Below are 14245 nucleotides of genomic sequence, written 5' to 3' on the forward strand. Positions count from 1 at the left end.
ACGGAGGAATCATGACTTCTTCACCTGACACCGCCCCGGCCGCCGGCCCTTCCACCGCCTTGTCCGTCGCCCACGGAGGCACCGCCACCGCGCACGGCTGGGACGACGTCCTGGCCCGGTACGCCCGGCAGCTCTCCCGGGACCCGGACGCCCCCGCCGTCGAGGACGGTGAACTGACCTGGACCTATGCCGAACTCGACGCCCTCGCCGGCCGGACCGCCGACGCGCTGCGCGACCGCGTGCGCCCCGGCGACCTCGTGGGCGTCTGCCTGGACCGCTCCGTCGCCCTGGTCGCCACGGCCGTCGCCCTCGCCCGGCTCGGGGCCGTCTACCTCCCGCTCGGGCCGCGCCCCGGCGAACGGCGGCTGGCCGCCGTGGCGGACGGGCTCCGCGTCACCTGCCTGATCGGCACGCCCGGCGCGCTGCCCGGGGCGTACGACGACGCCGAGCGGCTGGCCCTGCCGCTGCCCGCGGCGGGCGCGAACGCGCACGGGGAGCCCGTCGCGGCGTTCCCCGCCGCCCGCACCGCCGCCGGCCGCCCCGCCGCTCCCGGCGGCACCTTCTACGCGGTGCTCACCTCGGGGTCGACCGGAACGCCCAAGGCCGTGGCGGTGACCTCCGCCGCGCTCGCCGCCCGCCTGCGCTGGTACGCCGCGCGCACCGGCGCCCGCCCGGGCGACCGGCACAGCCTGCTGGTCGGCGTCTCCTTCGACCCCCACGTGCTGGAGCTGTGGGCCGCCCTGACCTCCGGCGCGGCACTCACCGTCCCCCCGGACGACGTCCGCTGGGACCCGGACGTCCTCACCGCCTGGTGGCGGCGGGCGGGCGTGTCCGTGACCATCCTGCCCACCCCCCTGGCGGAGATCGTCCTCGAACGCCCCTGGCCGGACCTGCCCGCACTGCGCCACCTCAGCATCGGCGGCGACCGGCTGCGCCGCCGGCCCGGACCGGACGTCACCGCGCGCGTGGACAACGCCTACGGTCCGGCCGAGGCCACGGTCGTGGCGACCACGCACGCCCTGGTGGCGGACGGGGACTCCCCCGGCACCCCGCCGCCGATCGGCACGCCCGTCGACGGCACCGTCGTATGCGTCACGGACCCCGCCGGGCACGTCGTGCCGCGCGGCGAGGCGGGCGAGCTGCGGATCGGCGGCGCGGGCCTCGCGACCGGCTACCTGGACGAGGCCCTGACCGCGCGCCGCTTCGTCGCCCCGCCGCCGGAGGTGACCGGAACCGACCGCGTCTACCGCACCGGCGACCGGGTGCGGATGCGGCCGGACGGCGTGCTGGAGTTCCTCGGCCGCCTGGACGACCAGGTCAAGGTGCGCGGCGCGCGCATCGAACCGGCCGAGACCGAGGCCGCGTTCGAGGACGACCCGCGCGTCCTGCGGGCCGTCGTCGCGGCCGAGTCCTCCCCCGCGGGCGACGTCCGGCTGATCGCGTTCGTCCGCCTCGCACCCGGTGCCGGGGCCCCGCCGGCGGCGGAGCTGCTGGAGGCGGTCCGCGGCCGCCTGCCCGAGCAGGCGGTGCCGTCGGCGCTGCGCTACGTGGAGACGTTCCCGCTCGACAGCAACGGCAAGGTGGACCGGGCGGTGCTGCTTGCCGGAGCGGCTCCTGCGGCGGCCCCGGCTGCGGCGGGAGACGCGGTCACCGGTACGGACACGGAGCGGATCGTCGTCGAGCTGTGCCGCGGTGTCCTGGGCCGCCCGGAGACCGGTCCGGACGACAACTTCCTGGAGTCCGGCGGCGATTCGCTGAGCGCGGCCCGGCTGCTGACCGCCCTGGAGGAACGGTTCGGCGTCCGGCTGCGGGCGCCCCAGCTGCTGCGCCGGCCCGACCTGCGCAGCCTGGCGGCACTGGTGGACTCCCACCGGGAGAAGACGCCGGTGACACCCCCGGCGCAGGGCAGCGCGGTCCCCGCGCCCTCGGACGGCGCACGGGGCAGCGGCACGGAGGACCCGGCCGGGCGCGCAGACTCCCCCCAGGAGCACACGCCGGTGACGGCAAACCCCGCCCCGGGCAAGGCTGTTACCGCAGCCCCGGGCGCCATACCGGACCACAGCACGGGCCACTCTGCCGAGCTCACGGGCGCCCACCAGGAGCGCACAACCACTACCGCAAACCCCACCCCGGACAACCCCGTTCCCGCGGCGCCGGGCGCCATACCCGGCCGCGGCACGGACGCCCCGGCCGTGCCCACGAGCCCCTCACCGGGCAGCGCCCTGCCCGCCGCTCCCGGCGGCGTCCTGGGGCGCGTGCTCGCGCACGCCGCGGCCGAGCCGGCCGCCCTCGCCGTGACGGACGGCGAACTCACCCTCACCTACGGGGAACTGGCCGCGGCCGCCCGGCGGCTGGCCGGCGGTCTGCGGGCCCGCGGCGTCGGACAGGGCACTCCGGTGGGCCTGCTCCTGCCGCACTCGGTGGGCGTCGTCGTGGCGGAACTCGCGGTCTGGTGGGCGGGCGGCCACTACGTACCGCTGGACGCGGCGTACCCGCGCCCCCGTACCGAGGCGATGCTCGCCGACGCCGGCGTCTCCCTGGTCGTCGGCGAGAAGGACCTGCTCGAAGCGGCCGGCGTACCGGCCGTCCGGGCGCTGGTCCTGACCACGGGCGGGCTCGCCGGGAGCTGTGCCGTGGAGCACTCCGAGGACGACCTGCCGGAGCCGCCCGCGTACGACCCCGGCGCGACCGCGTACGTGATGTACACCTCGGGCTCGACGGGCCGCCCGAAGGGCGTCGCGATCACCCACCGGGGCGTGGCGGAACTGACCGCCGAACCGGCCTATCTGACAGTGGGCCGGCGGGACCGGGTCCTCCTCCACTCGGCGCTGACCTTCGACGGCTCGCCGTTCGAGACATGGGTGGCCCTGGCCAACGGCGCCGCCGTGGCCGTCTCCACCGCGGGCCGGCAGTCGCTGGAGAGCCTGGTGCGGGACGTGGAGCGGCTCGGCGTCACCGTGGCGTTCCTGACCACCGCGCTCTTCCACCACCTGGCCGCGCGCCGCTCGCCGCTCTTCGCCGTGCTGCGTTCGGTGATCGTGGGCGGCGAGGCGCTGTCGGCGCGGCACGCGCGCGCGGTCCTGCGGGCGCACCCCTGGCTGGAGCTGGTCAACGGCTACGGGCCGACCGAGACGACCAGCTTCGCCACCGGCCACCGCGTGCGGGACGCCGACTGCGACGGCCCGCCGCCGATCGGCCGCCCGCTGGCCGGGGCGACGGTGCACGTCCTGGACGAGCACGGCGACGCGGTTCCCGCGGGCACCCGCGGCGAGCTGTGGGTCGGCGGGCCGCGCCTGGCCGCGGGCTACCTCGGGCAGCCCGCGCTGACCGCGGAGCGGTTCGTGGAGCACCCCTCGGCGGGGCGGATCTACCGCACGGGCGATGTCGTGTCGGCCCGGCCCGACGGGACGCTGGACTTCCACGGCCGGGTCGACGACCAGGTCAAGGTCCGGGGCTTCCGGATCGAGCCCGGCGAGATCGAGCACGCCCTGCGCGACCACCCGCGCGTGGCCGACGCCGCGGTCGCCGTCGTGCGCCCCGGCGCCGACGACGCCCGGCTCGTGGCGTTCGTCGTGCCGGACGGCGAGGGGCAGCCCGCCGTCGCGGCGCTGCGCGACCACCTGGCCGGGCGGCTGCCCGCGCACCTGCTGCCCAACGCGTGGTCCGTGGTCGACGCACTGCCGCTGACGGGCAACGGCAAGGTGGACCGCCCGGCCCTCGCCGAGCGGCCGCTGCCCGGTCTCCCGCCGGCCGCCGGGGCGCAGGGACCCGCGCCCGTACGGCAGGAGCTGACGCCCGTGCAGCGGGCGGTGGCCGACGCCTGGGGCCGCGCGCTGGAGTGCGAGGTCGGTACGACGGACGCCGACTTCCTCGCCCTCGGCGGGCATTCGCTGCTCGCGCTCGGCGTCGTCGACGACCTGCGCGAGGACCTGGGCGTGGAGCTGACGCTCGCCGCGTTCTTCTCGGCGCCCACCGTGGCCGGGCAGGCCGGACTCATCGAGGAGGCGCTGGTGGAGATGTACGGCACTGAGCCGGAGACCGAGGAGAACGGGGCGTCCCGGTGAGCGGTACGGCTTCGGAGACCTCCCGGCAGGAGGCGCTGCTGCGGCTGGCCCGGCGCCGCAGCGCCGACGCCCGTGCGCGGCGGGAGCGCCCCTCGCCCGCGTCCGCACCGGCGGAGGCCGGGGACGGCCGCGCGCCGCTGTCCCACGCGCAGCACCGGATGTGGCTCATGGAGCGCCTCGGCCGGGGCGGCGCCGTCTACAACGTGCCGTTCGCCACCCGGGTGCGCGGTCCGTTCGACGCGGACGCTTTCGGCCGGGCCCTGACGGGGCTGGTGAGCCGTCACGAGGTGCTGCGCACCCGCTACGGGCAGGCCGGCGGCGAGCCGTACCAGGAGGTGACGGCGGCGCGGCAGGTACCGGTGCGGACCGTGGACGCCGCGGGGGGCGCCGCACAGAGGCTCCTCGACGCGGAGGCGGCCCGCCGGTTCGACCTTGCGGCCGGCCCGGTGCTGCGGGCCCTGCACGTCCGGCACGCCCCGGACGACCACACCCTCCTGCTGACGTTCCATCACATAGCCGTCGACGGCGGCTCCCTGGAGGTGATCGCCCACGAGCTCGGCGAGCGCTACCGCGCGGAGCTGGAGGGGCGCGACGGGGAGCCGGAGCACCCCGCCCCGCGGTACGCGGACTTCGCCCGGCGCGAACGGGCCGGGTCGGACGCGCTCGACGCGGGCCTGGCGTACTGGGCGGAGCGGCTCGCGGACGCCCGCCCGGTGCCGCTCCCCCGGGCCGCGGCGGAGGCCGGAGGGCGGGGCGAGGCGCGCACCCTGTCCGTGACACCGGCCCCCGGGACCGTCGAGGGCCTGCGGGCGGCGGGCCGCGTGCACCGCGCGACGCTGTTCACCGTCGTGCTCTCGGCGGCGTTCGCGGCGCTGCTGGAGGCGACCGGCGAGGAGGACCTCGTCGTCGGGTGCGCCAGCAGCCACCGGGACACGGCCGGGGCCCGCGATCTGGTGGGCCTGTGCGTCAACACGCTCCCGATCCGGCCGCGCCTGGCCGGGGCCGGGGACGCCGGGGCGCTGCTGCCACGGGTGAGGGACGCGTTGCTGGAAGCGCAGGGCCACCGCCACGTCCCCTTCGATCTGATGGTGGAGCGGCTCGGCGCGGCTGCTCGCGACAGCGGAGGCAACCCCCTGGTGGGCGTCACCGCGGACGTCCTGGGCAGGCCCGCGGCGCTGCAGCTGGCCGGGGCGCGGTGCGAGCCGGTCGACATCGAGCTGGGCGGGGTCAAGTTCGGCCTCGGCCTCTACCTGGAGGAGGGCACGGACGACGCCGGACCGCGCTGCCTGGTGCGCTTCGACCGCGGACGGGTCGACGAGGGAGCGGCCCGGAAGCTGCTGGAGACCTTCGCGGAGGTGCTGGAGGCGCTGGCGGCGGGCCGGAGGCGCCCGCTGGCGGCCGGTTCCCGCCCGGGCGCGGTGGGCGCCGGGGCGCCGGAGACCCCGGAAGAACGGAAGAGCCCGCAGGAGCCGGAGAACCAGCAGGGGCCGAAGAGCCCGCAGGGGCCGGGGCTCGGCGCCTCGGCGGAGGCCGTGACGGCGGTCTTCGGCGAGCTGCTGGGCGAACGGCCCGGCCCCGACGGGGACTTCTTCCTCCTCGGCGGGCACTCCCTGCTGGCGGTACGGGTGGCCGAGCGCCTGCGGGAGCGGCTGCGGGTGCCGCTGACGGGGCTCGACGTCCTGGAACAGCGCACCCCGCGCGCGCTGGGGGCGCTGCTGGACGAGCGGGCCCGCGCGCGCCGCCGCCCCGCGGCCCGCACCCCGGCGGCCCGTACCCCGTCCGCGCGGGCGGGCACGGTCCTGGTCACGGGCGGCACCGGCGGCGTCGGGGCGTTCGTCCTGCGGGAGCTGGCCGCCCGGGGGCGCCCGGTCCGGGCGCTCGTGCGGCCCGAGTCGGCGCACCTGGTGGCGGCCGACGGGGTCGAGGTGGCCGAGGGCGACCTCGCCGACGCGGACAGCCTGCGCGCGGCGGTCTCCGGCGGCGTGGACGCGGTCATCCACGCGGCCTGCACCTTCACCTCTCCGGAGGTGGACGTCGCGGCGATGCGCGTCCTGCTGGACGGCTGGCGGCGCGGCTCGTTCGTCTTCGTCAGCAGCGTGGACGCCTACGGGCGCCCGTCCGTGACGGACGTCGCCGAGGACACTCCGCCGCAGGAGCCGCTCACCGCGTACGGGCGGGCCAAGGCCGACTGCGAGCGGATGCTGTGGGAGGCCGCGGGCACGGCCGGGCGGGGCGGGGCGGGTGTGGTCCGCGCCCCGATCGTCTGGGGGCCGCACCCGAGGCTGCGCGACCAGCTGCGCTGGGGGGCGACGGGTGCGCTCTTCCAGGCGGCCCGCGCCGGCCGGCCGGTGGTCCTGCCCGCAGCGGGCGCCGTGCCCCCCTCCGGCGACGCCTGGTCCGGCGTCCCCTGGATCCACGCCGCGGCCCTGGCCCGGACCCTGGTCACCTGCGCCGAGCGGCCTCCGCAGGGCACGGTGAACGCCATCGGCGGGCACGTCGGCTGGGAGGAGTTCGCCACCGAGCTCGTGCGGCTGCTGGAGAGCCCCAGCGAGATCGTCCCCTCCCCCGGCCCGGGCCCCGGCCTCCTGCACCGCCACCGCTACCGCGCCGAGGCCCTGGCCGAGGAGCTGGTGGAGCGCCCGGGCGAGGACTGGCGCTCGGCGATCGCGGCGATGCTGGCGCTCTGACGGGCCCGGCCGTCCGGCACGCGGAAACCGTCGGGCCGCCAAGGCGATCGCCTTGGCGGCCCGACGGTATTACGTGCACCCGCCGTGAAGAACGACCGGAGCAGGCGAACGTCACGCCCCGGCCGCGAGATGATGCGGAATCCCGTAATCCGGCACCGGGAGGTACCGCGGCCATGAACGGCATCACCCTGCGCGGCCTGGCCGGCACCCGGCCTCCCACCCGCACCGAGGTCGAGTCCGTCCTGCGCCGCATCCTCACCCCCAACCCCAGGTTCCCCTCCCCGGACACCCCGGACATGGCCTGAAACCGCCGCTCCGCACGAGGCGCGTCACGTAGCATCCGAGATCTCACACGACATACGAACAACTGTCGCAGCGGCCGGTACGGCCAGGGGGCTCCGCGGCAGTTCAGGGGGGAAGGAACCGTCATGACGTCGTCCCGCTTCGCGCGCCGCCTCGCCGGCGCCGCGGCCGCTGCACTCGTGATCGGCGCAGGCGCACTCGCCACCGCCCCGTCCGCTGCCGCCAAGGCCAACCTCCTGGAGATCGGCAAGGTGGCGCTCCACGAGCCCGGCCTGCAGGCGGACGTCACGTACTCCTGCGACCCGGGCATGAACCACCAGCTGGTCGCCAACGCGGTCAAGCCGGGCACGACCGGTCACGACCAGTCCGTCGCCGCGGGAACGATCAAGGTCGACAAGCTCACCTGCGACTACGAGAGCCACGCCGCCCGCGTGACGCTGCGCCCCGCCACGGGCTCGCACTTCGCCAAGGGCGACCAGGTGAAGGTCACGGTCTTCTACTTCGACGACGAGGGCTTCAGCTACGCCCACCAGGAGTCCGTCACCAGGCTGTGAGCCCGGGGGCGGCGGGGCGCGGCCGACACGGGACTGACATACGAGTATTGGCCACGCTCCGGACCCCGAGTCACTAGCCTGTGGCCGGTGGCAGCAAGCGAGACAGATCATGACGGCCGTCCCCCGCACAGCCCTGCCCGCCGGCGGCTGAGCCTCGACGCGGACCTCGACCGGCTCGGGGAACAGCTGGCCGAGTTCGCCCGCGCCCAGGAGCGGATGCGGGGCTTATTGGGGGCCATACTCACGATCAGCGGTGAGCTGGAGCTCCCGGTCGTCCTGCGCCGCATCGTGGCGACGGCGATGGAGCTCGTCGGAGCGCGCTACGGCGCCCTCGGCGTGCTGGACGAGGAGGGCACCAAGCTCGCCGAGTTCATCCCCGTGGGCCTGCACGGCGAGGAGGAGGAGCGGCTCACCGGGGTGGCCCTCCCCCACGGCGAAGGCCTCCTCGGGCTGCTCATCACCGACCCCCGCCCCCTGCGCGTGGACGTCATCGCCGATCACCCCCAGGCCGCCCAGTTCCCGCCGGGCCACCCCCCGATGCGGTCGCTGCTCGGCGTCGCCATCACCGTGCGCGGCAAGGTCTACGGCAACCTCTACCTCGCCGACCGGCAGGGCGGCGGCACCTTCGACGCCGACGACGAGTCCGTGGTGGTCGCGCTGGCGGGCGCCGCCGGCGTGGCCATCGAGAACGCCCGGCTCTACGGCCGCGTCCGGGCCGGCGCGGAGCAGTTCCAGCGGCTGCTGCTGCCGAGCCTGCCGGACCTCTGCCCGTTCGACGCCTGGGCCACGTACCAGCCGGCCGCGGACCCCGCCCTGCTCGGCGGCGACTGGTACGACGCGCTGGTGCTGCCCGACGACACCCGGGTGATGATCGTCGGGGACGTGCTCGGCCACGACGTCCGCGCCGCCGCCACCATGGCCCAGATCCGCAATATGCTGCGTGCTTTGGCCTTCGATTCGGACGCGCTGCCCAGCGAACTGCTCAGCCGCCTGGACCGTACGCTCGAGGCGGTCGCCGAGCCCACGATGGCGACGGCCTGCCTGGTGCGCCTCGCACCCCGGGACGACGGGTGGTCGCTGGTCTGGAGCAGTGCGGGGCACCCCCCGCCCCTGGTGGTGACCGCGGACGGCAGCACGCACTTCCTCGACGCCGAGCCGGACGTGCCGATCGGGGTGGACGCCCGCTTCGCCCGCCACGACCACCGGTACGTCCTGGCCGCCGGGGCCACCGTGCTGATGTTCACCGACGGCCTGGTGGAGCACCCGGGCCACGGGGTGGACGCCGGGCTGCGCACGATCGCCGACGTCGCGGCGGCCCACGCGGGAGCGCCGCTCGACGTCCTCGGCCGGGCCGTGGCCGAGGCCCGGCCCAGCGACGGCCACGACGACCTGGCCCTGCTCGTCCTGCGGGCGCCGCCTGCTCGCGCCTGACATGAAATAAGCCCCCGCCGACGGATCGGCGGGGGCTTCACTGTGCGCCGCCAGGGACTCGAACCCCGGACCCGCTGATTAAGAGTCAGCTGCTCTAACCAACTGAGCTAGCGGCGCGCGACATGAATATTACATGACTTTCGCGGGCGCGCCGACCCGGCCGACCGGGCTGACCAGCGGGAAACCGGCGGCCGGCAGGAGCTCCCCGCATGGACAGCGACGGGGGATGAGGAAACCATGGAGGTGAGGGTCCGCCTGTCCTACGGGCTGTCGTACAGGCAAGGGAGGTAGTCCCATGTCATCCACCCTCCATCCGCGCTCGGAGAGCTCCCAGGCCGCTGCCGGTGGGCTCACCTTGTTCGCGGCCGTGATGATGCTGATCGCGGGCTTCGTCGATATATTCCGGGGGATCATGGCCATCGTCCATGACAACGTCTTCGTCAGTACGCCGGACTACGTCTTCGAATTCAGTCTGGCGGGCTGGGGATGGATCCACCTGTTCCTCGGAATCGCGGCGCTGATGGTGGGCGTCGGCCTGTTCCGGGTGTCGCTGTGGGCCAGGATCCTCGGCGTGGTCGTCGCGGCGCTGCTGCTGATCGCCAATTTCCTGTCCATTCCGTACTACCCGCTGTGGTCGATCGTGGCCATCGCGCTGTGCGCCCTCGTCATCTGGGGGCTGTGCGTCGTCCGGGACGACGACGTTGCGGGCGGCTGAGAGCCGCTCCGGACGGCCGCGAGGCCGGGCCGTCCGGAGGCGAACGAACCTGGGCGCTCCCCAGAGCATCCCCAAGGCATCCGCGACGGGTCAGACGGGTCGGACGGGTCAGACGGACTTGCCCACGAGCTGGTCGGCGAGCTTGCACAGGCGGCGGACGGTGCGGTCCTCCATGGCCACGGGGGCGGCCGGGGAGAGCGCCGTGCGGTCGTAGTAGGCGCCGGGGACGACCTCGGTCGCCGGGTCGCACAGGCGCACCACCCGCTGGGCGCCGTCGACCGCGGAGTCGCCCTCGTGCGCGTACAGGGGCAGCAGGGCCGTGTTGCAGACGCCCGGGTGCACGCTGACCGCGGTCCAGGGCGCCGTTTCCCGCGCGAAGATCGTCAGGGCCAGCTGGGACTGGGCGTAGGCCGCGAGGCGGGAGTAGCGCTTGCCCCGGTGCGGGTCGTTCCACGCGATGGACGCGGTGCGGTGCATCGAGGACGACACGTTGATCACGCGGCTGCCGGGGCGGGCGCCGAGGGGGCCGGCGAGCTCGTGGGTGAGCAGGTAGGCGGCGAGGAAGTTCACCTGGAGGGAGAGTTCGTTCCCGTCGCCGGTGAGCACGCGCCGCTCGGGCGCGGCCACGGCCGCGTTGTTGACGAGGACGTCCAGGGCCGGGTGCTCGTCGGCGATGCGCGCGGCCATGGCGCGGACCTCGTCCAGGCGCGAGAAGTCGGCGACGGCGAGGCGCAGCCGCAGGGTGTCGGCGCCGGACGCGACCAGGCGGGCGACGGCGTCGTCGCCGGAGGCCTGGTCCGGGGCGTGGACGATGACCGTGTCGCCCCGGCCGGCGAGCAGCCGGGCGGTCTCCCAGCCGATGCCGGAGGTGGCGCCGGTGACCAGCACGGTCCGGGGGGAGGGCGAGACAGCAGAAGACATGGTGATCCACTCCGGGAACGGGTGAAGCGGCGGTGTTCCGCCGGATGACGGGACCGCCGTGCGAGCGGGTGCGCCGCGACGGGCGCGGCAGCGCGCGCCGGTCAGCGGCCGGGAAGAGGAAGGTGACGGTGTGCGACTGCGCGCAGGGCGCGTCGGCTCGGTGGAGAGCGGTGGCGCCTAGCGCACCGGGAGCACACGGCGCACGGTGCCGGGCGTCGCCGTATGAGGCGGCCGGTCGTCGTGGCGCAGGTGGTTGTTCACGTCAATCATCCAAGGGCGCGGTGAGCACGGGCGCAAGCACCGGCGCCCGTTCCTGACGCCCCCCTGACAGGCCGTCGGGAGGCGGCCCCTCCGTCGCAGGCCCGCTTCGTAACTGAGTACGACAGCGGATGCGCGCCGGTGACGCTCACGCCCAAGGTGGTCCTCATGACGGATGCGGGCGCGGAGAACCGGGCCCGGTACGTGACGGCCATGCTGGTGCTCACGCGGGCGTCCGCCGCAGACACGGCGGGCCGAGCGCTCGGCCATCTGCGCGCCGAGGCGGGCCCGGGCCCGCCGGTCGATGACGTCGCGGCGGATCCAGGTCCGCAGGACCTCGCTATCCGCTGCCAGTCGACGCTTCCGCCGGCGTGCGTGTCGATCGGCGCCCGGCGTCGTTCACTCTGTGAAGACATTTCGTGCATTTCCTGTGCATTCCTCTGCAATCGAATGGAAGGATCAGTGATGCGCTTCATCCGCCCCGCGCTCGTCGCTCTCGCCGGATGCGCTCTCGCCCTGGCCCTGCCCACGGGATCGGCGGTCGCCGCCAAGGGCTGGTTCTCCTGGGCGGGCCCCAAAGGCGCCCCGTTCTACATCCAGAACCCGCCGGACGGCCGGTGCCTGACGATGAGCGACGAGGCCCGCGGCGCGCACAACGGCACGGGGGTTCCGGTCGCCCTCTACACCGACAAGACCTGCAAGCAGCAGGCGCTGCGCCTCTCCCCCGGCCGGGACGCCCCCCGCAGCCTCCGCTTCGCCAGCGTGAAGTTCGGCTCCCGCTGATCACCCTCCCCGCTCCCGGGCACCGCGATGTGTGGGCGCCCCCTCTCCCCGGCCGGACCTTAAGATCACCGCAGCCGCGGTGAGAAGGCCGATTGATGCAGGCCCCCACGGCGCTTCAGCTATGTTGAGCGCCGTGGGACGAGAACGAGGCACACCGGTGCCATCAGGGCAGCAGGCGCGCGCTCAGGCGTCCGCGATCACACCGGGGAAGCCCGGCGGGCCGGGGCAGCGGCCCCGCGTCCCGGATCCGCTCCCCGCGGACAAGGTCCGGGCCCTGTTCGGCGGTCACCGGCTGTCTCCCGGGCAGCGGCGCATCGCGCAGTACATCACCGACCACCTCACCGAGGCCGCGTTCCTGTCGATCACGGACCTCGCGGACCGCGTGGGCGTGAGCCAGCCGTCGGTGACCCGCTTCGCGGTCTCCGTGGGCTTCAGCGGGTATCCCGCGCTCCGCGAGGCGCTGCAGCCGATCGCCCTGAGCGCGGTCGCCGGCTCCCCCGGCGCGCGGGAGGAGGACCGCCGCAACGAACTGCAGGCGGCGGTCGACGCCGAGATCGGGAACCTGGAGAGCCTGCGCCGTGCGTTCACGGACACCGACCAGGTGCTCGAGATCGGCCGCGAGCTGGCCAGGTCGGTCCCGCTGACGATCCTCGGCCTGCGGATCTCCGTCTCGCTGGCGGAGTACTTCGCGTACGCGGCGAAGCGGATCCACCCGGACGTGCGCCTGGTCTCGCGCGGGGGCAGCGTCGCCTACGACGCCCTGCTCCAGTCGCGCGAGGCGGGCGGCACGTGGGTGCTGGCGTTCGCGATGCCGCGGCACTCCAACGAGATGCTGGCCGCGATGCGGGCCGCCCGCAGCACGGGCCTGCGCGTCGCGCTGATCACGGACGCGAGCCTGGGGCCCCTGGTGGAGGAGGCGGACGTGGCGCTCACCGCCGGCACCGGCTCGCGCCTGGTCTTCGATTCGTACGCGGCGCCGGGGGTGCTCTCCGCGGCGATCCTCCAGGCCATGGCCGACGCCGATCCCGAGCGCACGCAGATGCGGCTGGAAAAGTACGAGCAGGCGGCGGAGCAGCACGACTTCTTCCTCGACGACTGACGCCCACCGATACCGGGACTTTCACGCCCGGACCGGGCTCCGGATCGAATGAAAATTTTCATACTCTTGCTTACTGGGCAGTAAATATATTTACTTCCTGTGGCACCCGGGCCTGCAGCGCTCACGACGGTGAGCACCCGCGGCGCCAATGTGGGCGAACACCAGGGACGAGACCCTCCTCATCGGCCCTGTGCGTTCCGTTCGGGTGGTCCGCTCCCCTCGGACACCCCCGGTGGTCCCGGTCTACCCCTGGGCCGGGACCGCCGGCAACACCCCTCGCACCCGCCTCACGGGGCGACGGGCACCCGCCCTCACGGGGCGTCGAAGAGCCTGCTGCCGTCGCTCAGCAGCCCCGCCCTCTTCACGTGCCGAAGCACCGGGAGGACCTCCAGCCGGTGCACGGCCGTCAGCGCGCCGATGCCCTCGGTCATGTACCGGTACAGGTCGCGCTGATCGCGGCAGATCACCGACGCGGCGAGATTGGCCGCACCGGTCACCGCCGCGGCGAACGGCACCTGGGGATGGCGGGCGAGCGCCCGGCCGACCGCCGCCAGCTCGCTCGGCGCGACCGTGGCGGAGATCCCGGCCTCGATCGCGTAGCCGAGGTGGACGGAGTGGACCTCGACGTCGAAGGAGAGCGCGCCGCTTCCCCGCAGGTACTCGATGCGCCGCCGGACCGTGGACTCCGACCGGCCGGCCGCCCCGGCGAGCTCCGGGTAGCCCGCCCTGCCGTCCCGGGCGAGCACGGCCAGCATCGCGTAGTCGGCGTCGTCGAGCCGGACGACGTCCTCGTCCGCGCCCTCCCCGCCGGCCGGTGCGGGCTCAAGCGCCGCGATCTGCTCCCCGGTCAGCTCGTCCCGCCCGAAGCGGCGGTTCGCGCCGCCGGTGTACTCGTAGAGCATGGTCTGCGCCGTGACGCCGGTGACCTGCCGGGTGCGCGGCAGCTTGCGGAGCAGGAGCCCCTCGTGGTCCTCGCGCGTGCGCGAGCTGACGAGGCAGCCCACCTCGGTGCCGCCCGAGTAGATCTTGACCCATCCCGTGTCCGGACGGCGTGCCAGCGCCTCCGCGATGTCGACGGCCGCTCCCGGGACGCACTGGATGCGCAGCCGCGATTCGTACAGGCCGACGCGCTCGCCCTCGGGCAGGCCGAGCACCCGGAGCAGGCCCGCGCCGCGCAGCCTGCGGTAGCGGCGGATCACCGTCTGGTCCGTGACGCCGAGGACGGCGGCGATGCGGCTGAAGGCGGCCCGGCCGTCGACCATCAGCGCCTGCACCAGCTGCCGGTCGAGAAGGTCGAACGTCTGCTCGTCATGGCTCATGCTTTCCATCATTTCATGGCTACTTCACACCGGATTCCGTCACCGGACCCGCCCTGAGTTCTGAGAAACAGCCAGCGGATGCGACCTTCGGTCCTCGTCGGACAACACCCT

At 74.9% G+C, this 14245-nt stretch carries 10 protein-coding genes and 1 tRNA gene; 8 read left to right on the forward strand and 3 right to left on the reverse strand.

Translation table 11 applies throughout. From position 1 onward, the window contains the following. Positions 1 to 11 precede the first annotated feature (11 nt). The 5 genes from FGW37_RS33125 to FGW37_RS02935 all read left to right on the forward strand — a co-directional run bounded on the left by FGW37_RS33125 (position 12) and on the right by FGW37_RS02935 (position 9039). A complete protein-coding gene (locus FGW37_RS33125) occupies positions 12 to 4064 on the forward strand; it encodes an amino acid adenylation domain-containing protein (protein WP_246430234.1) in 4053 nt (1350 codons plus the stop codon). Further along, positions 4061 to 6751: a condensation domain-containing protein gene (locus tag FGW37_RS02925; RefSeq protein WP_179079610.1), complete on the forward strand. Its 2691-nt coding sequence runs from the start codon at positions 4061 to 4063 to the stop codon at positions 6749 to 6751. The genes FGW37_RS33125 and FGW37_RS02925 overlap by 4 nt, the downstream gene beginning before the upstream one ends. Before the next feature lie 173 nt (positions 6752 to 6924). Next, positions 6925 to 7056, forward strand: a complete 132-nt coding sequence (locus FGW37_RS33805; RefSeq protein WP_281394666.1) for a hypothetical protein — start codon at positions 6925 to 6927, stop codon at positions 7054 to 7056. A gap of 123 nt (positions 7057 to 7179) precedes the next feature. Beyond that, complete coding sequence (locus FGW37_RS02930) at positions 7180 to 7608, forward strand: hypothetical protein (RefSeq protein ID WP_179079611.1); 429 nt, start codon at positions 7180 to 7182, stop codon at positions 7606 to 7608. An 87-nt stretch (positions 7609 to 7695) separates the two neighbouring features. Beyond that, positions 7696 to 9039 carry a PP2C family protein-serine/threonine phosphatase gene (locus tag FGW37_RS02935; RefSeq protein WP_246430235.1) on the forward strand — a complete coding sequence of 448 codons (1344 nt, stop codon included), beginning with the start codon at positions 7696 to 7698 and terminating at the stop codon, positions 9037 to 9039. 43 nt (positions 9040 to 9082) lie between these two features. Here the strand turns inward: FGW37_RS02935 and FGW37_RS02940 are convergent. Then, positions 9083 to 9156: transfer RNA gene (locus tag FGW37_RS02940), tRNA-Lys, on the reverse strand. Between the two features lie 178 nt (positions 9157 to 9334). Between FGW37_RS02940 and FGW37_RS02945 the strand changes: the two genes are divergently transcribed. Continuing rightward, on the forward strand, positions 9335 to 9754 hold the full coding sequence (locus FGW37_RS02945; protein WP_179079612.1) for a DUF7144 family membrane protein: 420 nt from the start codon (positions 9335 to 9337) through the stop codon (positions 9752 to 9754). A gap of 108 nt (positions 9755 to 9862) precedes the next feature. Here the strand turns inward: FGW37_RS02945 and FGW37_RS02950 are convergent, their stop codons facing one another. After that, positions 9863 to 10675 (reverse strand): SDR family NAD(P)-dependent oxidoreductase, encoded by an 813-nt coding sequence (locus FGW37_RS02950; RefSeq protein WP_179079613.1) that lies wholly within the window; start codon positions 10673 to 10675, stop codon positions 9863 to 9865. Between the two features lie 723 nt (positions 10676 to 11398). On the opposite strand from FGW37_RS02950, the gene FGW37_RS02955 reads away from it, so the two are divergent. Together FGW37_RS02955 and FGW37_RS02960 are read left to right on the forward strand one after the other, a co-directional pair. Continuing rightward, positions 11399 to 11716, forward strand: a complete 318-nt coding sequence (locus tag FGW37_RS02955) for a hypothetical protein (protein WP_179079614.1) — start codon at positions 11399 to 11401, stop codon at positions 11714 to 11716. Positions 11717 to 11873: 157 nt separating this feature from the next. Beyond that, positions 11874 to 12815 carry a MurR/RpiR family transcriptional regulator gene (locus FGW37_RS02960; RefSeq protein WP_179084475.1) on the forward strand — a complete coding sequence of 314 codons (942 nt, stop codon included), beginning with the start codon at positions 11874 to 11876 and terminating at the stop codon, positions 12813 to 12815. 311 nt (positions 12816 to 13126) lie between these two features. On the opposite strand, the gene FGW37_RS02965 is transcribed toward FGW37_RS02960, so the two are convergent. Beyond that, positions 13127 to 14134: an Lrp/AsnC family transcriptional regulator gene (locus FGW37_RS02965; protein WP_179079615.1), complete on the reverse strand. Its 1008-nt coding sequence runs from the start codon at positions 14132 to 14134 to the stop codon at positions 13127 to 13129. Positions 14135 to 14245: the final 111 nt, after the last annotated feature.

Source organism: Streptomyces rectiverticillatus (genome assembly GCF_013394065.1).
GTDB classification, from domain to species: Bacteria; Actinomycetota; Actinomycetes; order Streptomycetales; family Streptomycetaceae; genus Streptomyces; species Streptomyces rectiverticillatus.